The 22,534-nt window shown below is 72.0% G+C and carries 19 protein-coding genes; 9 read left to right on the top strand and 10 right to left on the bottom strand.

The genetic code is table 11. The features are described from left to right. Positions 1 to 129: 129 nt before the first annotated feature. Positions 130 to 2,106 carry a Xaa-Pro dipeptidyl-peptidase gene (locus tag ACZ7GZ_RS13730; protein ID WP_471023869.1) on the bottom strand — a complete coding sequence of 659 codons (1,977 nt, stop codon included), beginning with the start codon at positions 2,104 to 2,106 and terminating at the stop codon, positions 130 to 132. Positions 2,107 to 2,293: 187 nt separating this feature from the next. Between ACZ7GZ_RS13730 and ACZ7GZ_RS13725 the strand changes: the two genes are divergently transcribed. After that, positions 2,294 to 3,790 carry a M1 family metallopeptidase gene (locus ACZ7GZ_RS13725; RefSeq protein ID WP_471023866.1) on the top strand — a complete coding sequence of 499 codons (1,497 nt, stop codon included), beginning with the start codon at positions 2,294 to 2,296 and terminating at the stop codon, positions 3,788 to 3,790. A 9-nt stretch (positions 3,791 to 3,799) separates the two neighbouring features. Here ACZ7GZ_RS13725 and ACZ7GZ_RS13720 read toward each other — a convergent pair whose 3' ends face one another. From ACZ7GZ_RS13720 to ACZ7GZ_RS13710, 3 genes are read right to left on the bottom strand one after another with little or no spacing between them, the layout of a single operon-like run. Continuing rightward, on the bottom strand, positions 3,800 to 4,717 hold the full coding sequence (locus tag ACZ7GZ_RS13720) for a PfkB family carbohydrate kinase (RefSeq protein WP_471023864.1): 918 nt from the start codon (positions 4,715 to 4,717) through the stop codon (positions 3,800 to 3,802). Next, positions 4,714 to 5,202 (bottom strand): macro domain-containing protein, encoded by a 489-nt coding sequence (locus ACZ7GZ_RS13715; protein WP_471023862.1) that lies wholly within the window; start codon positions 5,200 to 5,202, stop codon positions 4,714 to 4,716. The genes ACZ7GZ_RS13720 and ACZ7GZ_RS13715 overlap by 4 nt, the downstream gene beginning before the upstream one ends. 51 nt (positions 5,203 to 5,253) lie before the next feature. Further along, positions 5,254 to 6,720: an amino acid permease gene (locus ACZ7GZ_RS13710; RefSeq protein WP_471023859.1), complete on the bottom strand. Its 1,467-nt coding sequence runs from the start codon at positions 6,718 to 6,720 to the stop codon at positions 5,254 to 5,256. Between the two features lie 237 nt (positions 6,721 to 6,957). Here ACZ7GZ_RS13710 and ACZ7GZ_RS13705 point away from each other — a divergent pair, with 237 nt between their 5' ends. Then, entirely contained in the window at positions 6,958 to 7,665 is a 708-nt protein-coding gene (locus tag ACZ7GZ_RS13705; protein ID WP_471023856.1) for a MerR family transcriptional regulator, read from the top strand. Here ACZ7GZ_RS13705 and ACZ7GZ_RS13700 read toward each other — a convergent pair. From ACZ7GZ_RS13700 to ACZ7GZ_RS13690, 3 genes are read right to left on the bottom strand one after another with little or no spacing between them, the layout of a single operon-like run. Beyond that, positions 7,651 to 9,843, bottom strand: coding sequence for a 3-hydroxyacyl-CoA dehydrogenase NAD-binding domain-containing protein (locus ACZ7GZ_RS13700; protein ID WP_471023854.1), 2,193 nt, complete (start codon positions 9,841 to 9,843; stop codon positions 7,651 to 7,653). The two genes, ACZ7GZ_RS13705 and ACZ7GZ_RS13700, sit on opposite strands and share 15 nt — an antisense overlap. Positions 9,844 to 9,884: 41 nt before the next feature. Next, positions 9,885 to 11,099: an acetyl-CoA C-acetyltransferase gene (locus tag ACZ7GZ_RS13695; RefSeq protein ID WP_471023850.1), complete on the bottom strand. Its 1,215-nt coding sequence runs from the start codon at positions 11,097 to 11,099 to the stop codon at positions 9,885 to 9,887. A 43-nt stretch (positions 11,100 to 11,142) separates the two neighbouring features. After that, positions 11,143 to 12,303: a CaiB/BaiF CoA transferase family protein gene (locus tag ACZ7GZ_RS13690; protein WP_471023847.1), complete on the bottom strand. Its 1,161-nt coding sequence runs from the start codon at positions 12,301 to 12,303 to the stop codon at positions 11,143 to 11,145. 288 nt (positions 12,304 to 12,591) lie between these two features. On the opposite strand from ACZ7GZ_RS13690, the gene ACZ7GZ_RS13685 reads away from it, so the two are divergent. Together ACZ7GZ_RS13685 and ACZ7GZ_RS13680 are read left to right on the top strand one after the other, a co-directional pair. Then, positions 12,592 to 13,791, top strand: a complete 1,200-nt coding sequence (locus tag ACZ7GZ_RS13685) for a saccharopine dehydrogenase family protein (RefSeq protein ID WP_471023844.1) — start codon at positions 12,592 to 12,594, stop codon at positions 13,789 to 13,791. A 116-nt stretch (positions 13,792 to 13,907) separates the two neighbouring features. Continuing rightward, positions 13,908 to 14,096, top strand: a complete 189-nt coding sequence (locus tag ACZ7GZ_RS13680; protein ID WP_471023842.1) for a hypothetical protein — start codon at positions 13,908 to 13,910, stop codon at positions 14,094 to 14,096. Here ACZ7GZ_RS13680 and ACZ7GZ_RS13675 read toward each other — a convergent pair. After that, on the bottom strand, positions 14,060 to 14,800 hold the full coding sequence (locus tag ACZ7GZ_RS13675) for an endonuclease V (protein ID WP_471023839.1): 741 nt from the start codon (positions 14,798 to 14,800) through the stop codon (positions 14,060 to 14,062). The two genes, ACZ7GZ_RS13680 and ACZ7GZ_RS13675, sit on opposite strands and share 37 nt — an antisense overlap. A gap of 60 nt (positions 14,801 to 14,860) precedes the next feature. On the opposite strand from ACZ7GZ_RS13675, the gene ACZ7GZ_RS13670 reads away from it, so the two are divergent. Beyond that, positions 14,861 to 15,157: a YciI family protein gene (locus ACZ7GZ_RS13670; RefSeq protein WP_471023836.1), complete on the top strand. Its 297-nt coding sequence runs from the start codon at positions 14,861 to 14,863 to the stop codon at positions 15,155 to 15,157. Between the two features lie 10 nt (positions 15,158 to 15,167). Here the strand turns inward: ACZ7GZ_RS13670 and ACZ7GZ_RS13665 are convergent, their stop codons facing one another. Both ACZ7GZ_RS13665 and ACZ7GZ_RS13660 read right to left on the bottom strand, forming a co-directional pair. Next, on the bottom strand, positions 15,168 to 15,506 hold the full coding sequence (locus ACZ7GZ_RS13665; RefSeq protein ID WP_471023834.1) for a plasmid stabilization protein: 339 nt from the start codon (positions 15,504 to 15,506) through the stop codon (positions 15,168 to 15,170). A 60-nt stretch (positions 15,507 to 15,566) separates the two neighbouring features. Then, entirely contained in the window at positions 15,567 to 16,610 is a 1,044-nt protein-coding gene (locus ACZ7GZ_RS13660; protein WP_471024087.1) for a WD40/YVTN/BNR-like repeat-containing protein, read from the bottom strand. A gap of 270 nt (positions 16,611 to 16,880) precedes the next feature. Here ACZ7GZ_RS13660 and ssgD point away from each other — a divergent pair, with 270 nt between their 5' ends. The 4 genes from ssgD (at position 16,881) to ddaH (ending at position 22,399) form a co-directional block, all read left to right on the top strand. Continuing rightward, positions 16,881 to 17,297: a spore wall synthesis regulator SsgD gene (ssgD, locus tag ACZ7GZ_RS13655; RefSeq protein WP_471023831.1), complete on the top strand. Its 417-nt coding sequence runs from the start codon at positions 16,881 to 16,883 to the stop codon at positions 17,295 to 17,297. A gap of 288 nt (positions 17,298 to 17,585) precedes the next feature. Next, on the top strand, positions 17,586 to 19,211 hold the full coding sequence (locus tag ACZ7GZ_RS13650) for an ABC-F family ATP-binding cassette domain-containing protein (protein ID WP_471023828.1): 1,626 nt from the start codon (positions 17,586 to 17,588) through the stop codon (positions 19,209 to 19,211). A gap of 10 nt (positions 19,212 to 19,221) precedes the next feature. Beyond that, positions 19,222 to 21,489 (top strand): ATP-binding cassette domain-containing protein, encoded by a 2,268-nt coding sequence (locus ACZ7GZ_RS13645; protein ID WP_471023825.1) that lies wholly within the window; start codon positions 19,222 to 19,224, stop codon positions 21,487 to 21,489. A gap of 133 nt (positions 21,490 to 21,622) precedes the next feature. After that, positions 21,623 to 22,399 (top strand): dimethylargininase, encoded by a 777-nt coding sequence (gene ddaH / locus ACZ7GZ_RS13640; protein ID WP_471023822.1) that lies wholly within the window; start codon positions 21,623 to 21,625, stop codon positions 22,397 to 22,399. Positions 22,400 to 22,534: the final 135 nt, after the last annotated feature.

The raw sequence follows: 22,534 nt of genomic DNA, 5'->3' as shown, positions 1-22,534 counted from the left end.
CACGGGGAACCGCGCGACCAGCCACGACGGACCCGCACCCGGGGCGCGAGTCGAGCCGGGCGTGACCCGTACCGGACGCCTCCGGCCCGCCGTCACGCATCGGTCAGCCGGCGCCACGGCGCGCCCCCGTCAGCTCGACGGGATGTGCCGAGTCGCACCCGGTGCGCGGACCCCGTTCAAGGCCCGCGGCGCGGGAGCCGTGGCCGTGCCGGACGTGGCCCGGGCGAACGCCGGTGCGCCTCCGACCAGCGGGAGACTCGCCCTCGTGCCGGACAGATCGATCGTCAGGGTCGGCTTCGTCGAAGGCGGGTCGATGAGGTCCTTGTCCGTGCCGGCGACGATCAGGGCCAGCCGGTGTCCCTCGGGGACGACATGGTCGGTCGCCGCCAGCCGCAGGGTCATCGTGTACGCCTTGCCCGGGGTGAGCGGGACGCCCTTGGCGAGGGAGGCGTGGTGGCCGAGGTCGGCCCAGCCGCGGCTGACCACGGTGTAGTCGACCTTGGCCGTCTTGGCCGCCGTCTCCTTGAAGCAGGCGCTGTCCCCGGCGGTGCCGGCGCCCCAGCAGGTGCGGTCGGTGAGGGTGGTGATGCCCTCGGCCGCGTCCGCGTAGTCGCGGATCGTGTCCGGACCGAGGTCGACCAGGACGGCGGACAGGTGGGCCGAGGTGGTGGTCGGCGTCGCGGTCACCGTCACCGTGGACGAACCGGACAGGCGCAGGTCGTGGCTGAGCGGCGCGGTGAGGAAACCGGTCTTCTCGGCCGTGGGCGTGGTCAGGTGTGCGGCCCAGTCGGTCTCGCTCAGCTTCGGGTCGTCGGTGAAGCTCTCCGTGCCGGAGGCCGGGCGCAGGCCGAGCGTGCCGACGCCGGCCCGGGTGCCGGCGGCCGGGTGCAGGACGGTGGCGCGGGTGGTCCGCGGGGGCCAGACGCGGGAGGTGACCCACTGGTCGGGGTGGCGTTCGATGTCGGCCATCGGCTCGCGGTCGATGCCGTTGTCGTAGCCGAGGAGCGCGTGGTCGAACCAGCGGTGCAGGGTGTCGACCCAGGCGCCGCGGCGGTAGTCGAAGGGGTCGACGTGCCCGGTCTGGGACAGCCAGATCTTGCGCTGCACGCCGTGCTGCGCGAGGGCGTCCCACCACTGGCCGAAGTGCTTGGTGCGGACGTTGAGGTCCTGCATGCCGTGCACCAGGAACACGCTGGCGCGTACCTTGGCCGCGTCCTTGACGTAGTCCCGTTTGGTCCACAGCCCGGTCCAGTCGCCGCTGCGCGGGCTGCCGTCGGCGAGTTTCTTCTGAACGGCCGCGCAGTGGGCGTGCGCCGCGTCGCTCTCGACGTAGCCGGCCAGTTCGTCGGGGCCGCCGTCGTACAGCGGGGCGCCCTGCGCGAAGTAGTAGTCGTACCAGGAGGAGATGCCGCTGATCGGGACGATCGTCTTCAGGCCCTTGACGCCGGTGGCGGCCACGCCGTTGGCGATGGTGGCGTCCCAGCTCTTGCCGATCATGCCGGTGCGGCCGTTGGTCCAGGTGGCGTTGACGGTCTTGTCCCCGGTCCGGGTGGTGTACGCCGTGGCGCGGCCGTTCAGCCAGTCGACGACGGCCTTCGCGGACTGGATGTCGGAGCGGCCGCCGGTGTCGACGCAGCCGTCGGAGCGGTTGGTGCCGGCGAGGTCGACACCGACGAAGGCGTAGCCGCGGGGCACGAAGTAGTTGTCGTAGAAGAGGGGCATCTGGACGACGTGGCCCTGGGAGTCGTACGTCTTCTTCTGGCTCTCGTTGCCGCGTCCGCAGCAGGAGTAGTAGGGGCTGGCGTCCATGATGACGGGGACCTTGCGGCCCTGGCGGGCGGGTTCGGCGGGCCGGACGACGTCGGCGGCGACGCGGTCGGTCTTCCCGTCGCGGTCCTCGTCGAGGCCGGTGTCCACCCACACGGACTCGCGGACGGCGTGGGCGTAGGAGTAGACGGGCCGGCTCTCGCGGCCGGCCGGGCTCGCGCCGCTGGCTGCCTGCGCGGCGAGCGGGGTGAGGAAGGCGGCCGTCAGGATGGCGGCGACCGCGGTGGCGAGCGTTCTCCAGATCGTGAAGCGCGTTCTCATCGGCGTGCGAAGTGGCATGCGCGGACGGTACTCCGGTCAACTCCCGGGCAGAAGGGGGATTTACGGCGCCTCGCGTGTCGCGTGACGGCTGAATGGCGATCGTGTGACAGCGGGGGCCATGGACAGGCCGGGGGCCACAGGGACTGAATAGGCTGCGAACAGAGATCTCCGAACGGACCCTCGGTCCTGACGACTTGGAGCTGACGTGCACCGCAGAATCATCGCGCCGGGCGCACTCGCGGCGGCCTCCCTCCTGCTGGCGATCCCGGCATCGGCCGCGAGCTACTCCCCCGGCGCGCCGGGCATCGGCGACCCCTACTACCCGTACTACGGCAACGGCGGCTACGACGTCTCGCACTACGACCTCAGGCTGCAGTACCAGCCGAAGACGGACGAGCTGCAGGGCACGGCGACGATCCTGGCGCAGACCACACAGGACCTGTCCAGCTTCGACCTGGACTTCCTGCTGGACGTGAGCGAGGTGCGGGTCAACGGCGCCAAGGCCGCGTTCACGCACTCCCAGCAGCACGAGCTGGTCGTCACGCCGAAGACGCCGCTGGCCAAGGACACTCCGGTCACGGTCGTCGTCCGCTACAGCGGGGTGCCGTCCACGAAGACCGCCTACGGCTTCAACGCCTGGCACCGCACGCCGGACGGCGCGGTCGCCGCCGACGAACCCGAGGCCGCCTGGTGGTGGTTCCCGAGCAACGACCACCCCGGCGACAAGGCCACCTACGACGTGTCGGTGGCCGTGCCGGACGGCACCCAGGCCGTCTCCAACGGCACGCTGCAGTCCACGAGTTCGAAGCTGGGCTGGACCCGCTACAGCTGGCGGGAGAACAAGCCGCAGGCGACCTATCTGGCCACGCTCGGCATCGGCAGGTTCGACATCACCACCAGTACCTCCGAGGGCGGGGTGCCGGTCGTCAACGCCTACAGCAAGGATCTCGGCGACAACGACGGGGCCGCGCGGGCGAGCGTGGAGCGCACCGGCGAGATCGTCGACTGGCTGAGCGGCTATTTCGGGCCCTATCCGTTCGGTTCGGCCGGCGGGTACGTGCCGAACACCACCACCGGGTACGCGCTGGAGACCCAGACCCGCGTCTACTACAGCCCCAAGCAGTTCGCGAAGGGCTCCAACGCCTCGGTGGTCGTGCACGAGCTGGCCCACCAGTGGTACGGCGACGACGTGTCGCTGAAGGACTGGAAGGACATCTGGCTCAACGAGGGCTTCGCGACGTACGCGCAGTGGCTGTGGTCCGAGCACGAGGGCGAGGGCACCGCGCAGCAGCTCGCCGACTATGTGTACGCCTCCCACCCGGCCGACGACGCCTTCTGGACGGTCAAGCCCGGTGACCCGGGCCCGGACAACCAGTTCGACGCCGCCGTCTACGACCGGGGTGCCGCCGCCCTCCAGGCCCTGCGGGGCGAGGTCGGCGACGACGCGTTCTTCCGCATCCTGAAGGGCTGGCCGCGGGAGCACGCGTACGGCAACGCCTCGGTGGCCGACTTCCAGAAGTACGCCGAGCAGGTGTCCGGCAAGCCCCTCGCGGCGCTGTTCGGCACCTGGCTGTTCCAGCCGTCGAAGCCGGCCGCGCCCGCCGCTCGGTCCCTGGCGAAGGCGGACAGGGCGGTGGCGCAGCCGAAGTCGTGGAAGAGGATCGAGGCGGCGCACGACGTGCACGCCACGCCCGGGCGCTGATCCGGCGGTCTAGGGTCTGGGCGCCGCCGCCCGCTTCAGCAGCTCGTCCCGGCCGATCGACTCCGCTCGGGAGGCCGGGACCGTGCAGGCATGGGCGCCCGCGACCGCGCCGTAGCGGGCACAGGTCTCGGGCGGCTCACCGACGAGGCGGCCGTAGAGGAACGCGGCGGCGAAGGCGTCGCCCGCGCCGTTGGAGTCCACCACCGGCGCGGGGGGCGACGCCGCGGGCACGCGGGTCAGCTCGCCGTCGGCCAGCAGATAGGCGCCCTCGGCGCCGGCGGTGGCGACGACCACCTCGGCCCGGCCCCGCTCGGCGATGCGCCGTATGGTCCGCTCGGGGTCGCCCAGCGCGGCGGCCGACAGGAAGACGACGTCCGCGGCGTGGGCGAACGGCTCGTGGTACGGGTTCTCCCCGTCCCAGTCGTGCAGGTCCGTGGACAGGGGCACGCCCGTCTCGGTCAGCTCCGGCAGGGCGTCGGCGCAGGGCTGGGTGATCGTGACGTGGACGTGCCGGCTCGCGCCGGCCAGCGTGCGCAGCGTCTGGGGCGGGAAGCGGTCGCCGGGGCGGGCGCGGCTGGTGTCGTAGAGGGACAGGCGGCGGCCGTCCGGGCCGACGAGGTTCACCGCGCGCTTGGTGCCGGCGGGCTGCGGGAGGGCGGTCAGTGCGATGCCGTGCTCGCGGTGCAGGGCGCGCACGAGGTCGCCCTCGGGGTCGTCGCCGAGCAGGTCGAGGTGGTGGGTGCGCAGGCCGAGTGCGGCGAGGCCCAGGGCGACGAAGTCGCCGGTCTGTCCGGCGCGGGTGCGGATCCCGGTGTCGATCATGTAGCTGTCGGCGTACGGGAGGGGCAGTTCGGGGACGCGGATGATCGTGTCCACGCCGGCCCCGCCCAGCACCAGGACGTCCGTCGCCCCGGTCTCGGAGATCACCGGCCGCCCTCCCCGTGGTCGTACACCGTCACTTCGATCCCCTGTTTCACCAGCCGCTCGTCGATGAGCGGCGCCACGCGGGACCATGTGCCGCCCGCCAGGCCGCAGCCTATGCGGGGCATGTGCACGGACGCACCGAGTTCGATCACTTCGCCGGCGAGGCGGGCGAGGGCGGTGTCGATCGCCTCGTAGCGGACGGGGACGCCGTTGCTGCCCCTTCTGACACCGCGCTGGCCGATCATGTTGGCCACCCACACATACGGCTCGACCCGGACCAGTCGGACGGCGCCCAGTCCGAAGTCGTTGTGCGCGCGGTCGCGGTGCCAGGCGCGGTACGCGGCCTCCGGCTGCGGCCAGCGGCGCGAGAGCGCGAGCACGAAGCCCTTTCCCCAGCCGCCGATGTCGTTGCAGACATGGGCGATCACCTTGACGCCCTTGACCGACGGCACGGTGGCGTCACCCCGGACATACGTGATCTCCGACATGACGCCACCGTAGGCGATGCCACTGACAGTGGCCCCGGGCTTTCCCGGCTGCTACCGCGTCAGCTCGGACAGCTCCCGGTCGGTGTTCTGCGACACCCGGCGGCGCACACCGAACCAGCCGGCGACCAGCATGAGGGCGATCACCGGGATCAGCAGGATGGTCTTGCGGCCCACGTCGGGGTCGTTCCACATCATGCCGAGGCAGACCAGCAGGAACACGATCGTGGCGATCTCGGTGACGGGGCTGAACTTCAGCTGGAACCGGGGCCGGGTCACCAGCCCCGCGCGGGCACGGCGGACGAAGACCATGTGGCAGACCATGATGATCACCCAGGTGCTGATGATGCCGAGGGAGGCGACGTTCAGCACGATCTCGAAGGCCTGGCTGGGCACCAGGTAGTTCAGACCGACGCCGAGCACACAGACCGCGCAGGTCAGCAGGATGCCGCCGTAGGGGACCTGGCTGCGGTTCATGCGCGCGGTGAACTTCGGGGCGGAGCCCGCCATGGCCATGGAGCGCAGGATGCGGCCGGTGGAGTAGAGGCCGGAGTTCAGCGAGGACATGGCCGCGGTCAGCACGACCAGGTTCATCACGTCACCGGCGGCCGGAACGCCGATCTTGGAGAGCACGGTCACGAACGGGCTCTGGTCGGCGGAGTAGACCGAGCCGGGCAGCAGCAGGGCGAGCAGCACGACCGAGCCGACGTAGAACAGGCCCACCCGCCACATGATCGAGTTGACCGCGCGCGGGACGACCTTCTCCGGCTCGGCGGTCTCGCCGGCCGCGACGCCGACCAGCTCCAGGGCGGCGTACGCGAAGATCACGCCCTGCATGACCAGGACGACCGGCATCGCGCCGTGCGGGAAGACACCGCCGTTGTCGGTGATCACGCTCAGGCCGGGGGTGTGGCCGCCGACCTTGTGCTGGGTGGCGAGCAGGAAAATGCTGACCAGCATGAACCCGACGATGGTGGCGACCTTGATGATCGCGAACCAGAACTCCATCTCGCCGAAGATCTTCACCGAGATCAGGTTCACGGCCAGGACCACCGCGAGGGCGATCAGGGCGAGCACCCACTGGGGGATGCTGGTGAACATGCTCCAGTAGTGCGTGTAGAGCGCGATCGCGGTGATGTCGGCGATGCCGGTCGTCGACCAGTTCAGGAAGTACATCCAGCCGGCGACGTAGGCACCCTTCTCGCCGAGGAACTCACGCGCGTACGACACGAAGGACCCGGAGGACGGCCGGTACAGGACCAGCTCGCCCAGGGCCCGCACGACGAAGAAGGCGAAGACGCCGCAGACCAGGTAGGCCAGGGCGAGGGCCGGGCCGGCGTTGTGCAGTCGGCCGCCGGCGCCCAGGAGGAGTCCGGTGCCGATGGCTCCACCGATGGCGATCATGTTGACGTGGCGGGCCTTGAGGTCCTTGCTGTAACCGGCGTCGCCCGCGTCCGCGGGCGTCGCGGCCGTCTGGGCAGGGGCTACGGCCTGTGCCGAATCCACGGCGTCCTTGCTCACGGGTGGTTCCACTTTCCTGGTGCGCCCGGACCTCGTGGGCCACGGGGGACGTGCAGGGCTTGGCCCGCGCCGACCTGATGAGTCGTGGCACAAACCAAGGCAGCACCTTCCCAGAAGAATCCACCGGCACGCGGTGGCCTACATCACAGAGCGTTACTTCTCACACGGTCAACCCGGGGTCCACCCGATGTTCACCCGCGGTTTCACACCCCTGGTGAGACAGCGATACTGCTGCACATGACGACCGATGCCGGGCAGACGCCCCTCACCATCGACGAGCTGGCCGCCCGGGCGGGCGTCACGGTCCGCACCGTGCGCTTCTACGGCAGCAAGGGTCTGCTGCCGCCGCCGGTGATCGGCCCGCGCCGGGTGGGGCACTACGGGCCGGACCACGTGGCGCGGCTGGCCCTCATCGAGGAGCTGCAGCGGCAGGGCATGACCCTGTCCGCGATCGAGCGGTACCTGAAGCAGCTGCCACATGACCTCACCCCGCACGACCTGGCCATTCACCGCGCGGTGGTGGCGTCCTGGGCGCCGGACGCGATGGACACGGTGTCGCGGCGGGAACTGGAACGGCGGGCGGGCCGGCCGCTGACCGCCGAGGACGTGGAGCGGCTGGCGGCGATGAACGTCGTCACGGAGGCGGAGGGTGACACCTTCCGGGTGGACTCGGGGCTGCTCCGGCTCGGCGTGCAGCTCCTCGACGTACCGCTGTCGCACGAGGCGATCCTCGCGGCGCGCAAGGTGCTCATCGAGCACTCGCGCGCCGCGGCTCACGAGCTCTCCCAGCTCTTCCGTGGCGAGGTGGCGGAGCGTGACGCCCAGGACGTGAAGTCCCTGTCGGCGCACATGCACCCCTTGGTGGTGCAGGCGCTGCTGACCACGTTCCAGCGCTCGCTGCGGGAAGAGCTCGGCGAGTGGGTCAGCGGGTCAGGAACGGACTGAGTCGCCGAACGGCTCCCCCGTCCCGTCCCTCTGCGCCTTCTCGACGAGGAGCGCGGGCGGGGTGAACCGCTCGCCGTAGCGCTCGGCCAGTTCACGCGCGCGTGCCACGAATCCGGGCAGGCCCCCTTCGTAGCCGTTGATGTACTGGAGCACACCGCCGGTCCAGCCCGGGAAGCCGATGCCGAGGATCGAGCCGATGTTGGCGTCGGCGACCGAGGTCAGGACGCCCTCTTCGAGGAGCCGCACGGTGTCGAGCGCCTCGGAGAAGAGCATCCGCTCCTGCATGTCCCGGAAGGGGATCTCGTACCCGGGCTTCGTGAAGTGTTCGCGCAGGCCCGGCCAGAGTCCGGCCCGCTTGCCGTCCTCGGTGTAGTCGTAGAAGCCGGCGCCGCCACTGCGGCCGGGGCGGCCGAACTCGTCGACCATGCGGTCGATGACCGCCTCCGCCGGGTGCGCGGTCCAGGTGCCGCCCGCCTCCTCCACGGCCCGCTTGGTCTCCTTGCGGATCTTGCGCGGGAGCGTGAGGGTCAGCTCGTCCATCAGGGAGAGGACCTTCGCCGGGTAGCCGGCCTGGGCGGCGGCCTGCTCCACGGAGGCGGGCTCGATGCCCTCGCCGACCATGGCGACGCCCTCGTTGATGAAGTGGCCGATCACCCGGGAGGTGAAGAACCCGCGCGAGTCGTTCACGACGATCGGCGTCTTGTTGATCTGCCGGACCAGGTCGAAGGCCCGTGCCAGGGCCTCCTCACCGGTGCGCTCGCCCTTGATGATCTCCACCAGCGGCATCTTGTCGACCGGCGAGAAGAAGTGCAGTCCGATGAAGTCGGTCTGGCGCTGCACGCCCTCGGCGAGCGTGGTGATGGGCAGGGTGGAGGTGTTGGAGCACAGCAGGGCGTCCGGGGCGACGACGGACTCGATCTCCTGGAACACCTTGTGCTTGAGCGTGGTGTCCTCGAAGACGGCCTCGATCACCGCGTCGCATCCCGCGAGGTCGGACGCGTCGGCGGTGGGCGTGATCCGGGCGAGCAGCGCGTCGGCCTTCTCCTGGCTGGTACGGCCCCTGGCGACGGCCTTGGCGCACAGCTTCTCGGAGTAGCCCTTGCCCTTGACGGCCGCCTCCAGGGAGACGTCCTTCAGGACGACGTCGATGCCCGCGCGGGCGCAGGAGTAGGCGATGCCGGCGCCCATCATGCCGGCGCCGAGGACGGCGGCCTTGCGGACCTGGCGCGGTTCGACGCCCTGGGGCCGGTTCGCGCCGGAGTTGACGGCCTGGAGGTCGAAGAAGAACGCCTGGATCATGTTCTTCGCGGTCTGCCCGGTGACCAGCTCGGTGAAGTAGCGGGTCTCGATGGTGATCGCGGTCTCGAAGTCGACCTGGGACCCCTCGACGGCCGCGGCCATGATGTTCCGCGGGGCCGGGTAGGGGGCACCGCCCGTCTGCTTGCGCAGACTGGCCGGGAAGGCGGGCAGGTTGGCGGCGAACTTGGGATGCGCGGGGGTGCCGCCCGGGATCTTGTAGCCGGGGACGTCCCAGGGCTGGTGCGACTCGGGGTGCGCGTCGATGAAGGCGCGGGCCTTGGCGAGCATCTCCTCCGGCGTGGCGGCCACCTCGTGGACCAGGCCGTTCTCCAGGGCGCGGCGGGGGTTGTACTGGGTGCCCTGCAGCAGCACCTTCAGCAGCGCGTCCGTGATGCCCATCAGCCGTACGGTGCGGGTGACTCCGCCGCCGGCGGGCAGCAGGCCGAGGGTGACCTCGGGCAGGCCGATCTTGGAGCCGGGGGCGTCCAGGGCGATGCGGTGGTGGGAGGCGAGCGCGATCTCGTAACCGCCGCCGAGGGCCGCGCCGTTGATGGCGGCGACGACCGGCTTGCCGAGGGTCTCGATGCGGCGCAGCGCGTTCTTGATCTCGGTGGCGGTGTCGAATACCTGCTGGGCGTCCTCGGGACCGGCCTTGATCATGTCCTTGAGGTCGCCGCCCGCGAAGAAGGTCTTCTTGGCGGAGGTGTAGATGATGCCGCGGATGGAGTCCTTCTCGGCCTCCGCGCGCGCGGCGATCGCCGTGACGGAGGCGCGGAACGCCTGGTTCATGGTGTTCGCGGACTGGTGGGGGTCGTCCAGGACGAGGGTGACGACACCGGTGTCGTCCTGCTCCCAGCGGATGGTGGTGCTCTCGGTCATGACAGTCGTCTCCGTTGAAGTCCGTTGGTTCCGCGGGGAGTTCAGATGCGCTCGACGATGGTGGCGATGCCCATGCCACCGCCGACGCACAGGGTGGCGAGGCCGTAGCGCTTGTCCTGGCGCTCCAGTTCGTCGATGAGCGAGCCGAGGATCATCGCGCCCGTGGCGCCGAGCGGGTGGCCGAGTGCGATGGCGCCGCCGTTGACGTTGACCTTGTCCAGGGTCAGGCCCATGTCCTTGACGAAACGCAGCACGACCGCGGCGAACGCCTCGTTGATCTCGACCAGGTCGATGTCGTCGATGGTGAGGCCGGCCTTCGCCAGGGCCTTGCGGGTGGCGGGGGCGGGCCCGGTGAGCATGATGGTCGGCTCGGAGCCGGAGACGGCGGCGGAGACGATCCGCGCGCGCGGGGTGAGGCCGTAGCGCTCGCCGACCTCCCTGGAGCCGATCGCGACCAGCGAGGCGCCGTCCACGATGCCGGAGGAGTTGCCCGCGTGGTGGACGTGGTCGATCTTCTCCACCCAGTGGTACTTCTGCAGCGCGACGGCGTCGAATCCGCCCAGCTCGCCGATGTCCGCGAACGACGGCTTGAGCTTCGCGAGGGAGTCGGCGGTGGTGCCGGGGCGCAGGTGCTCGTCGTGGTCGAGGACGACCAGGCCGCTGCGGTCCTTGACGGGGACGACGGAGCGGTCGAAGCGGCCGTCCTTCCAGGCGGTGGCGGCGCGCTCCTGGGACAGGGCCGCGTACTCGTCCACGTCCCGGCGGGAGAAGCCCTCGATGGTGGCGATCAGGTCGGCGCCGATGCCCTGCGGGACGAAGTTGACGGCGAGGTTGGTCATCGGGTCGTTGAACCAGGCGCCGCCGTCCGAGGCCATCGGGACGCGGGACATGGACTCGACACCGCCCGCGAGGACCAGGTCCTCCCAGCCGGAACGGACCTTGGCCGCGGCCAGGTTGACGGCCTCCAGGCCCGAGGCACAGAAGCGGTTCTCCTGCACGCCCGCGACCGTGTCGGGCAGTCCGGCGGCGATCGCGGCGATCCGGGCGATGTCGGAGCCCTGGTCGCCGACGGGTCCGACGACACCGAGCACGATGTCGTCGACGGCGGCCGGGTCGAGGCCGGGGAAGCGGTCGCGAATCTCGTGGATGAGGCCGACGACCAGGTCGATGGGCTTCGTGCCGTGCAGGGCGCCGTTCGCCTTGCCGCGGCCGCGCGGGGTGCGGATCGCGTCGTACACGTACGCTTCGGTGCTCACTGGTGTGCCTTTCGAAAGGGTGGGCCGAGCGGGGTGGGCGGGGTCAGTCGGCGTCGGTGACCGGGTCCTCGTTCACGGGCGTGGGTATTCCCCAGTCGCGGGCGACCGTCTCGGTGTCCGCGCCCGGCCGGGCCGGACCGGTGCGGATGGCGGTGGGGGTCGCCGAGAAGCGGGGGGCGGGGGCGGGCTGGGTGATGCCGGCGTGGTCGGTGAAGGTGCCGCGGGCGGCGAGGTGCGGGTGGTGCGGGGCCTCGCGCAGGGACAGCACGGGGGCCACGCAGGCGTCCGTGCCCTCGAAGACGGCCGTCCACTCGTCCCGGGTGCGGGACTTGAAGCGGGCGGCGATCCGCTCGCGCAGTTCGCCCCAGCGGGTCCGGTCCCTGCGGGCGCCGGCCAGGTCGTCCAGGCCCACAAGGCGCAGGAACTCCGCGTAGAACTGCTCCTCCAGGGCGCCGACCGCCATGTATCCGCCGTCGGCGGTCTCATAGGTGCCGTAGTAGGGGCAGCCGCCGTCGAGGAGGTTGGCGGCGCGCCGGTCCTGCCAGCCGCCGGCCGCGAGCATGCCGTGGATCATCGCGGACAGGTGGGCCGTGCCGTCGACGATGGCGGCGTCGACGACCTGTCCGGTGCCGGTCACGCGCGCGTGGTGCAGCGCGGCGAGGACGCCGACGACCAGGTAGAGGGAGCCGCCCGCGTAGTCGCCCAGCAGGTTGGCCGGGACGGCCGGGGGCTCGTCCGGGCGGCCGATCATGCCGAGGGTGCCGGTGAGCGCGATGTAGGCCACGTCGTGGCCCGCGCGGTCGGCGAGGGGGCCGTTCTGGCCCCAGCCGGTCATGCGGCCGTAGACCAGGCGGGCGTTGCGGGCGTGGCACTGCTGCGGGCCGACGCCGAGGCGCTCGGCGACACCCGGGCGGTAGCCCTCGATGAGGATGTCGGCCCGCTCGGCGAGGTCCAGCACGCGCGCGGGGCCGTCCGCGGCCTTCAGGTCGACGACGATCGAGCGCTTGTTGCGGTTGGTGACGTCGTGGGCGGGATCGATCGCGAGTCCGGGGCCGCCCGGCCGGTCCACCCGGACCACGTCGGCGCCCAGGTCCGCGAGGAGCATGGCGGCGAACGGGCCCGGCCCGATACCGGCCAGCTCGACCACGCGCACACCGCAGAGCGGACCGCTGCCCGGCGTCGCCGGCGTCCTTGCCGTCGTCATGCGTCCAGCCCCCTCAGCACGTGTGACACAACTGATGTAACACCGGTGATGCTAGAAACGCGGTGCACCGGACACAAGCCCCAACGAGCAAGCGCTTAGCCAAGTGCCCGGCTGTACGCGTATCACCCGGGAGGGTGAGAGACGGGTGCACCGCGACTCGCCCCCCGTGCGCTGTCGGCGCGTGCGCGCTGCGGCCACCACTGCCTCCGGGCTGGTCGTCGTCGCCGGCAACCCTCACGCTAGCCTCAGCCACCGACAGCGGCGCGGGCTGCGCGACCAAGGGGTGTCATGAGCAGGATGAACAGGGCGGACCGTCCCTACGACCTCGTGCTCTTCGGAGCCACCGGATTCGTCGGCACTCTCACGGCGGAGTATCTCGCCGCGCACGCGCCGAAGGACCTGCGCTGGGCGGTGGCCGGGCGCGACGCGGGAAAGCTGGAGCGACTGCGCGAGCGGCTGCCCGGCGGGGCGGAGGTCGGCGTCCTGCACGCCGACGTGACCGAACCGGACGGCCTGCGCGCCCTCGCCGAGCACGCGCGCGTGGTGGCCACGACCGTCGGGCCGTACGTGCTCCACGGCGAGGAGCTGGTCGCCGCCTGCGCGGACACCGGGACCGACTACCTGGACCTGACCGGCGAGCCCGAGTTCGTGGACCTGATGTACGTCCGGTACGACACACGCGCGCGGGAGACGGGCGCCCGTCTGGTGCATGCCTGCGGCTTCGACTCCGTACCCCACGACCTGGGCGTGTACTTCACGGTACGGCAGCTGCCCGAGGGTGTGCCGCTGACCGTGGACGGCTATGTGACCGCCGACGCCGCCTTCTCCGGGGGCACCCTGGCCTCGGCGCTGAACCAGTTCGCCCGCGGCCGGCAGCTGCTGGCCGCCGCGCGCGAACGGGGCCGGCACGAGCCGCGGCTGATGGGACGCCGGGTCACGGCGCCGACCGGCGCGCCCCGGTTCGCCAGGGAGGTCGGCGCGTGGGCGCTGCCGCTGCCGACCATCGACCCGCAGATCGTGCGCCGCTCGGCGAAGGCGCTCGACCGGTACGGACCCGACTTCCGCTACCGGCACTACGCGGCGGTGCGGCATCTGCCGGTCGCCCTCGGCGGGGTCGCCGCCGTCGGCGCGGTGCTGACGGCCGCCCAGCTGCCGCCCGCGAGGCGCTGGCTGTCGGGCCGGCTGAAGCCGGGGGACGGACCGAGCGCGGAGCGGCGGGCGAGGAGCCGGTTCGCGGTGCGCTTCGTCGGCGAGGGCGGCGGACGGCGGGTGTTCACGGAGGTCGCGGGCGGCGACCCCGGTTACGACGAGACGGCGAAGATGTTCGCCGAGGCGGCCCTCAGCCTGGCCTTCGACGACCTGCCGCCGACGGCCGGGCAGGTCACCACGGCGCAGGCGATGGGCGACGCCCTGACCGAGCGGCTGCGCGCCGCGGGGATCACCTTCCGGGTGGCGGCCACCGGCCCCGCCGCCTCCCCCGCCGTTTGAGACTTTGCGCACCCGGACATCCCGGTTCCCCGCGGTCACTGCCGCGAAAGTCTCACCAGGTTCTTCAATGAAACGATGGAGGCCCAGGCCGAAGAGCCGAAGGAGGCGGGACAGGCATGAAGTTCGTGCTCGAGGTGACCGTGGACGAGGACGCGCCGGCGCAGGACCGGGCCGGCGAACTGGGGCGCATCCTGCGCTACTGGGGCGGGAACCTCCGCCACTACGCCCTCGAACCCGGAGACGGCTCGGCCGTCTACGACGCGTCGTATCAGGAGGTCGGCGCCTGGCGGATCGTGGCCTCCTGAGCGTCGCCCCCGGCGCTCTGTGCCGCCCGGCGAAGCGCATCGCGGCACAGGGCGTCCGCCCGGCGGGTGGTCTCCGGCAGCCGGTAGCGCGGGGTCAGGGCCAGGGTGTGCGCCAGGGCGTTGTCCAGGCTCATCCGGTGGCCGACGGAGACGAAGACCGGTTTGACGCCGTCCCGGGTGCGCAGCGCACGCCCGACCTCCTCGCTCCCCGCGAGCAGCGGAGCCGAGGCGCCCCGCCGCGGACCGGGATCGTCGTACGTGAAGGTGAACGGGTTCTTCGCGACCCCGATGACCGGGAGGCCGGTGAGCACGCCGAGGTGGCTCGCCAGGCCGAAGCGGCACGGATGAGCCAGGCCGTAGCCGTCGCAGACGACCAGGCCGGGCGGGCACGGCAGCCGGTCCAGGGCGGCCCGGACGGCCGGAATCTCGCGGAAGGCCAGGAGGCCGGGCACATACGGGAAGGAGACCCGGCCGACGGCCGTCGCCTCGGCCACCACCTCCAGGGTCGCGGCGTCCAGCACGACGGCCGCCGCGGCGACGAGGTCGAGGGTGTCGTCGTAGGCGACGTCGACCCCGGTGACACGGCCGGTCCCGGGCTCCGGTCCGCTCTCGTCGAGCACCACCCGGCCGCGCAGCCCGTCCTGGACCGCGCGGGCCTCCTCCTCGGTCGCGGGCCAGCCCGCGGGTACGCCTACGGTCGTCATGGTGACGCCGACTCTACGGGCCCACGGCGGGTGTCGGAGCCCGGGGGTAGGCTCACGATCATGTTCGTACTGGAGCTGACCTACACCGCACCTCTCGACGCCGTCGACGCGCTGCTCGCCGACCACGTGGCCTGGCTGGAGGAGCACTACGAGAAGGGCTTCTTCCTGGCCTCCGGGCGCAAGAACCCCCGCGACGGCGGGGTGATCATCGCCGTCGCGCAGGACCGCGCCCGGATCGAGGAGATCGTCGCGGGCGACCCGTTCACCGTCGGCGGAGTGTGCACGTACCGCGTCACGGAGTTCACCGCCACGAAGACGGCTCCGGAGCTGGCCCGCCACCGGCAGTCGCTGGACTGACTGCCGCCACTCATCCCTTCTTGGCGTTCAGCGCGCGCTGCAGCTCGTCCTTGTTCATGTGCGAACGGCCTTCGATGCCGCGCTGCTTCGCCTCGTTGTACAGCTGGTCGCGGGTAGGGCCTTGGGAGCCCACCCGGTTGCCCGACCGCTGACCGCCGCGCTTGCCGGACGACATGTCCTGCGTCGAACTGCGGCTCGCGGTCTTCGACTCGCCGGCGCGGGCGCGTTCCTTGTTGACCGTCCGCGCGGCGATCTCCTTGGCGCGCCCGGTGCTCTCGCCCCGGTCCTGCGCACTCTTCTTGATGTGCTCGTACTGGCGCTCGCGCTTGGAGCTGGAACCGGCGGGCATGATCGCTCCCTTCCTCTCGCTTCCGTGCACGACGAGTACCCGGGTTCCGCACGGCTCACCTCAGCGTTCCAGCCGTGCCACCCTCCCCTGCTCACCGGCCGCCCAGCAGCTCAGGTCGGGCGTGCAGTCCACGGTGTCGTACGAGCCGGTGCCGATCGTCCGCCAGGTGCGGCCGGCGTCCGTGGTGAGGTCGGTGCCGGCCGGGCCGACGGCGAGAGCGGCGCTGCGGCTGTGCGGCAGCCAGGCGGCCCCGGAGCGGTAGGCGGGCGGCGGTGTGGCGGCCGGCGTCCAGGTGCGGCCGCCGTCGGCGGTGACGGCGGCGGCCTGCGGCGAGGGCTGGCCGGGGCGGTAGTCGCCGCCGACGGCGAGGCCGTGGGCCCGGTCGCGGAAGGCGAGCGCGAAGACGCCCTTGGCGGGATCGCCGGCCGGGACCGGTGTGCCGGCGGCCGTCCAGGTCCGTCCGCGGTCGGCGGAGTGCAGCACGCGCGCGTGGGCGCCGCCGCCGGTGGCCAGCCAGACGTCCTTCGGGCCCGAGGTGACCAGGCACTGGCCGCTCGCGGCGAAGCCCGCCTCGCCGTCCAGGGCGGGCGGCATGCCGCCCGCGGGCAGCACCCGCCAGGAGCGACCGCCGTCGCTCGTGGACAGGATGCGGAACCTTCCGTCCACGGGGTCGCTCATCGCGAGGCCGTGCCGCCGGTCGAAGAAGGCCAGGCAGTCGTAGAACGCCTTCGGGTCGGTGTTGCGGAAGGACTCCGTCCAGGTCGCTCCGCCGTCGTCGGTGCGGTACACGCGGGACGCCTCGCCCTCGCCGATGGCCAGCACCACCGCGCGCCGCGCGCCGAACGCCTCGACGTCCCGGAACTGCAGGTCCCCCGCACCCGGCGGAGAGACGTTCCGCCAGCTCGCCCCGCCGTCCGTGGTGCGCAGCACCGTGCCGCCGGTGCCGGCCAGCCAGGCGGTGCGCCGGTCCACGGCCGCCAGGCCCCGGAAGCGGACCTGCGGGGTGCCCGGGTCCTTCGGCGCCCAGTGCGGGCCGCCCCGGCCCAGCGGCCCGGCCTCGGCCGCCGGGACGGTCAGCGCGGCCAGCGCCGCCCCGCACGCCATCCCCGCCGCCACCAGCCTGCTCGTGCGTCCTCTGCGTCGCGTGCTGCCCAAGCGCCTCATGGCGGGCGAAGCTAGCCCACCGGCCCGGCGCCGTCCAGAGGCCAACTGCCCGCCCCTGTACGCGAAAACACGCGGCCCTGCGCCGTGCATGAACGCGGTGACCGAGGTCACTCGGTCTTCGTGTGCACGGATCGGCCGGATCCGTCGTCTCTTCCAGTGCCGGGTAGCGCACACCCGGGGGTAGTCCAGCCGTCACGAGGGAGCAAGGCGTTGTCCACCGTCATCGAGCAGCCCGTAGAGGCCCGTCTCGTCGCCGCCGCACCACGCATGCCGAGCATTCCCGCGACGCTGCGCTACGACCGGCGTGATCCGTTCGCCGTCGTCATGACCTTCCCGGCCCCGGCCACCCTGGAAGGGGTCGACGTGTGCTGGACCTTCTCCCGCGAGCTGCTCACGGCCGGGCTGCGGGGGCCCGAGGGCCACGGGGACGTCCGGGTGCGGCCGTACGGCTACGACCGCACCGTGCTGGAGTTCCACGCCCCCGAGGGCACCGCGATCGTGCATGTGCGCTCGGGTGAGATCCGGCGCTTCCTGGAGGCGGCCGACGCACTCGTACCCGTCGGCCTCGAACACCTCCAGCTCGACCTGGACCACGGCCTGGCCGAACTGATGCGGGACGCCTGCTGAGCGCCACGCGCGCGTGCAGCCCTTAATCCCGTTGACAGCCCCCAGGCTCCCTCGTACGGTGTACATCGGTCCTGTTGCCGTCGATTGGAGAAGGACGTTGCTCGTCTGAGGTCCTGAGGCACCGCGTCGCACCGGTGAGGTGTGCGCGGCGTACGACCTCGGCGTCCGAGCCGTCCTCCGGCACAGGCCCCTTTTTTCCGGCCTCTTCGTGCCCCCGACCTTTCGGTTCCCGCCTCGCGGTGTCTCGACATGCGCTCACCGACCGCACGACACCCTCGCGAGGCCCTCATGTCATCTTCCCTCACCTGCACGTCCCTGTCCTTCACCTGGGCCGACGGCACCGCCGTCTTCGACGGCCTGGACATCGCCTTCGGACCCGGCCGCACCGGGCTCGTCGGCGTCAACGGATCAGGGAAGTCGACCCTGTTGAAGCTGCTCGCCGGTGAACTCAGCCCGGCCGACGGCACCGTCAAGGCGGCCGGCGAGATCGGCTACCTCCCGCAGAACATCGCCCTCGACACCGCACTCCGCGTCGACGAGGCCCTCGGCATCGCCGAACGGCGGGCCGCGCTGCACGCCATCGAGGCGGGTGACGTCGCCGAGGAGCACTTCGAGACGCTCGGTGACGACTGGGACGTCGAGGAACGCGCCCTGGTCACCCTCGGCGAACTGGGTCTCGGCCGCATCGGCCTGGACCGCACCGTCGGCGAGGTCTCCGGCGGCGAGTCGGTGCTGCTGCGGCTGGCCGCACTGCTGCTGCGCCGCCCGGACGTGCTGCTGCTGGACGAGCCCACCAACAACCTCGACCTGTACGCGCGCCGCCGGCTGTACCAGGCCGTCGCCGCGTGGCCGGGCGTGCTGGTCGTGGTCAGCCACGACCGGGAACTGCTCGACCTGGTCGACCAGATCGCGGAGCTGCGCTCCGGGGAGGTCGCCTGGTACGGCGGCAACTTCTCGGCCTACGAGGAGGCGCTGGCCGTCGAGCAGGAGGCGGCCGAACGGATGGTGCGCGTCGCCGAGGCCGACGTGCGCAAGCAGAAGCGTGAACTGGCCGACGCCCAGGTCAAGCTGGCCCGCCGCAAGCGGTACGGGCAGAAGATGTGGGACCAGAAACGCGAGCCGAAGATCGTCATGGGTGCCCGCAAGCGCGCGGCCCAGGAGTCGGCGGGCAAGCACCGCATCATGCACGAGGAGCGGCTCGCCGAGGCCAGGGATCGCCTGGACGAGGCGGTGGAGGCGGTACGGGACGACGACGAGATCCGCGTCGACCTGCCGTACACCGCCGTGCCGCCCGGCCGGCAGGTGCTCACCCTGGAGAACCTGGCGATGGCCTACGGGGCGCGGGTCGAGGGGATCCTCGACCTGCGCGGTGCGGAGCGGATCGCGCTGGTCGGCCGCAACGGCGCCGGCAAGACGACGCTGCTGCGGACGGTCGCCGGGGAGCTGGCGCCGGTGTCCGGTGAGGCACGGGCGCACGTCCCGTCGCGCTTCCTGCCCCAGCGGCTGGACGTGCTGGACGACGCGCTGACGGTCGCCGAGAACGTGGCCCGGTTCGCGCCGGGCGCCACCCACAACCGGATCCGGGCGCGGCTGGCCCGCTTCCTGTTCCGGGGCGCGCGGGCCGACCAGCAGGCGGGCACCCTGTCGGGCGGCGAGCGGTTCCGGGCGGCCCTGGCCGCCCTGATGCTCGCCGAGCCGGCGCCCCAGCTGCTGCTGCTCGACGAGCCGACCAACAACCTCGACATGGCGAGCGTGCGGCAGCTGACCTCGGCCCTGGAGTCGTACGAGGGCGCGCTGCTCGTGGCCAGCCACGACCTGCCGTTCCTGCAGTCGATCGGCATCACCCGCTGGCTGCTGATGGAGGAGGGGGAACTGAAGGAAATCACGCCGGAGGATGTCGGGTATCCCGCCTAGCGTCGGCGGCATGCCCGATTTCATCACCCTCACCGGAGCCAGGGAGAACAACCTCAAGAGCGTCGATCTCCGCATCCCGAAGGGCCGGCTGACCGTGTTCACCGGCGTTTCGGGTTCGGGCAAGTCCTCGCTCGTCTTCGACACGATCGCCGTCGAGTCGCAGCGCCAGCTGAACGAGACGTACCCCTCGTTCGTGCGCAACCGGCTGCCCCGGTTCGAGCGCCCGCATCTGGAGTCGCTGACGGACCTCTCGCCGGCGGTCGTGGTCGACCAGCGGCCGGTCGGCGGCCATGCGCGGTCGACGGTCGGCACGATGACGGACATCCAGGCGGCGCTCCGGGTGCTGTTCTCCCGGTACGGCACCCCGAGCGCCGGACCGGCCACGGCCTACTCGTTCAACGACCCGTCGGGGATGTGCCCCGCGTGCGACGGGCTGGGCCGTACCGTACGGCCCGACTGGGACCGCATCCTCGACCCGGCCAGGTCGCTGGCCGGCGGGGCGGTCCGGTTCCCGCCGTTCGCCGCGGGCACCTGGCACGGGCAGACATACACCCGCACCACCCGCCTCGACGTGCACAAACCGCTCGGCGAGTTCACCGCCGGCGAGCGGGCGTTCCTGCTGCGCGGGCGGGGCGCGCGCGTACGCGTCGACAACACGGGCGGCTCGCGGGTCGTCGACTACGAGGGGCTCGCCGACCGGTTCGAACGGCTCTACCTCAAACGCGACCTGTCCGCGCTCAGCCGGCGCACCCGCGATCTCGTCCGGGAGTTCCTGGCCGAGGACGTCTGCCCGGTCTGCCGAGGGGCCCGGTTGAACGCGGCGGCGCTCGCCACGCGCGTGTGCGGGCTGTCCCTCGCCGACTGCGCGCGGATGCAGGTCACCGACCTCATCGCCGTACTGCAGCGGATCGACGACCCGGTGGCGGCACCCGTCGCCCGGGCCGCCGTGGACGGTCTGGAGCGCATCGAGGCGATCGGCCTGGGCTATCTCAGCCTGGACCGGGAGACCGCGACGCTCTCCGGCGGCGAGGGCCAGCGGCTGAAGACCGTACGGCACCTCGGCTCCAGCCTGAGCGGACTGACGTACGTCTTCGACGAACCCAGCGCCGGGCTGCACCCGCGTGACGTGGGCCGCCTCGGTGAGCTGCTGCTGCGACTGCGCGACCGGGGCAACACGGTGCTGGTCGTGGAGCACGACCCCGATGTCATCGGCCTGGCCGACCACGTCGTCGACATGGGGCCGGGGGCCGGCGCCGACGGCGGACGGGTCGTCTTCCAGGGCACGCCCGGCGCGCTGGCCGCGTCCGGCACCCTCACCGGCCGCTGCCTGCGCCGCCGTGCCGCGGTGAAACGCCGGGTGCGGCGGGCCACGGGCGGGCTGTGGGTGAAGGGCGCCAGCCGGCACAACCTGCGCGAGGTCACGGTGGAGTTCCCGACGGGCGTGCTGACCGTGGTGACCGGGGTGGCCGGTTCCGGGAAGAGCACACTGACGGGCGAACTGACCGCCGCGCACCCCGGCGCCGTGGTCGTGGACCAGTCGGCCATCGCGGTCTCCGGACGGTCCACACCGGCGACCTACCTGGGGATCATGGACACCGTACGCAGGCTCTTCGCCCGCTCGACGGGGACGTCACCGGCGCTGTTCAGCTTCAACTCGGCCGGGGCGTGCGGCGGCTGCGAGGGGCGCGGTGTCATCGTCACCGACCTCGCCTTCATGGACCCGGTGACGACCGTCTGCCCCGGCTGCGCGGGGCGCCGCTTCCAGGAGGAGGTGCTGCGGCTCACCGTCCGCGGAGCCTCGATCGCCGACGTCCTCGACATGGGGCCGGAACAGGCACTGGACTTCTTCGGCGACCTGGACGTCCCCGAGGACGCCGTGCTGCGCCCCCTGCGGGCCCTGCGGGACGTCGGCCTGACCCATGTGGCCCTCGGCCGGCCCCTGTCCACGCTCTCCGGCGGCGAGCGGCAGCGGATCAAGCTCGCCACCCGGCTGCACCGCACCGGCGCGGTGTACGTCCTGGACGAGCCGACCAGGGGTCTGCACCTGGCGGATGTCGGCGCGTTGCTGGCCCTGCTCGACCGGCTGGTCGAGCAGGGCAACACGGTCGTGGTGGTCGAACACCACCTGGACGTCGTCCGCCACGCCGACTGGATCATCGACCTCGGGCCAGACGGCGGCCGGGACGGCGGCGAGGTGGTCTTCGAGGGAACTCCGCGGCAGTTGCTCACGGCCGGGGGCTCGGCGACCGCGGAGCATCTGCGCAAGGCGACGGGGTGACGTCTCAGGAGGGGCACAGCCTGACAACGAGGGTTTTGTCCTGGCCGGAGCGGACTGCATGATGGCGGACCGGTGCCGCAACCAGCGGCGCCGCCACCGCAGCACCGACTCGCACCGATTCGAAAGGCCCCTCGTGCCCAGCAAGAAGGCCCTCGTCCGCCGCCCCAGCCCCCGCCTCGCCGAAGGCCTGGTGACGCACATCGAGCGGGAGAAGGTCGATGTGGGGCTCGCCGTCGAGCAGTGGGAGGCCTACGTCGAGGCCCTGCGCACGCACGGCTGGGAGACGATCGAGGTCGACCCGGAGGACGACTGCCCGGACTCGGTGTTCGTCGAGGACACCGTCGTCATGTACAGGAACGTGGCGTTGATCACCCGGCCCGGAGCGGAGTCCCGGCGCGCGGAGACCGTCGGTGTGGAGGAGGCGGTGGCCCGCCTCGGCTGCTCGGTGAACTGGATATGGGAGCCGGGCACGCTGGACGGGGGTGACGTGCTGAAGGTCGGCGAGACGGTGTTCGTCGGCCGCGGCGGACGTACCAACGCGGCCGGTGTGCAGCAGCTGCGGGCCGCCTTCGAGCCGCTGGGCGCACGGGTGGTCCCGGTGCCCGTGAGCAAGGTGCTGCACCTGAAGTCGGCGGTGACCGCGCTGCCCGACGGCACGGTGATCGGGCACATCCCGAAGGTCGACCGGCCGTCGCTGTTCCCCGGTTTCCTGTCGGTGCCGGAGGAGTCCGGCGCGCATGTGGTGCTGCTCGGCGGGCACAAGCTGCTGATGGCGGCGAGCGCCCCGAAGACGGCGGAGCTGCTGACCGATCTCGGCTACGAGGTGGTCACGGTGGACATCAGCGCGTTCGAGAAGCTGGAGGGCTGTGTGACCTGCCTCTCGGTACGGCTGCGGGAGCTGTACACCTGACCGGGTGCCCCGTCACGCCGACGGCTCCTGAACCATGGGCTCCGGGGCCGTCGGCGGGTCCGGGAACGGGCGGCGAAAGCGGGCGGAACACGCCGGGGAGACCGCCTTTGCCGTGCTGATCAGCGGTCTTTACGA

Source organism: Streptomyces sp. NPDC037288 (assembly GCF_055603265.1).
The sequence above is the reverse complement of the archived record's forward strand: the minus strand, read 5'-3'. Positions and strand labels throughout refer to the sequence as shown.

Bases quoted from the DNA above. Each gene is read 5' to 3' on its own strand.
- ACZ7GZ_RS13730 (WP_471023869.1), bottom strand. From the start codon at position 2,106: ATGCCACTTCGCACGCCGATGAGAACGCGCTTCACGATCTGGAGAACG.
- ACZ7GZ_RS13715 (WP_471023862.1), bottom strand. From the start codon at position 5,202: ATGTCGGAGATCACGTATGTCCGGGGTGACGCCACCGTGCCGTCGGTC.
- ACZ7GZ_RS13705 (WP_471023856.1), top strand. From the start codon at position 6,958: ATGACGACCGATGCCGGGCAGACGCCCCTCACCATCGACGAGCTGGCC.
- ACZ7GZ_RS13700 (WP_471023854.1), bottom strand. From the start codon at position 9,843: ATGACCGAGAGCACCACCATCCGCTGGGAGCAGGACGACACCGGTGTC.
- ACZ7GZ_RS13690 (WP_471023847.1), bottom strand. From the start codon at position 12,303: ATGACGACGGCAAGGACGCCGGCGACGCCGGGCAGCGGTCCGCTCTGC.
- ACZ7GZ_RS13685 (WP_471023844.1), top strand. From the start codon at position 12,592: ATGAGCAGGATGAACAGGGCGGACCGTCCCTACGACCTCGTGCTCTTC.
- ACZ7GZ_RS13680 (WP_471023842.1), top strand. From the start codon at position 13,908: ATGAAGTTCGTGCTCGAGGTGACCGTGGACGAGGACGCGCCGGCGCAG.
- ACZ7GZ_RS13675 (WP_471023839.1), bottom strand. From the start codon at position 14,800: ATGACGACCGTAGGCGTACCCGCGGGCTGGCCCGCGACCGAGGAGGAG.
- ACZ7GZ_RS13670 (WP_471023836.1), top strand. From the start codon at position 14,861: ATGTTCGTACTGGAGCTGACCTACACCGCACCTCTCGACGCCGTCGAC.
- ACZ7GZ_RS13665 (WP_471023834.1), bottom strand. From the start codon at position 15,506: ATGCCCGCCGGTTCCAGCTCCAAGCGCGAGCGCCAGTACGAGCACATC.
- ACZ7GZ_RS13660 (WP_471024087.1), bottom strand. From the start codon at position 16,610: ATGGCGTGCGGGGCGGCGCTGGCCGCGCTGACCGTCCCGGCGGCCGAG.
- ACZ7GZ_RS13650 (WP_471023828.1), top strand. From the start codon at position 17,586: ATGTCATCTTCCCTCACCTGCACGTCCCTGTCCTTCACCTGGGCCGAC.
- ACZ7GZ_RS13645 (WP_471023825.1), top strand. From the start codon at position 19,222: ATGCCCGATTTCATCACCCTCACCGGAGCCAGGGAGAACAACCTCAAG.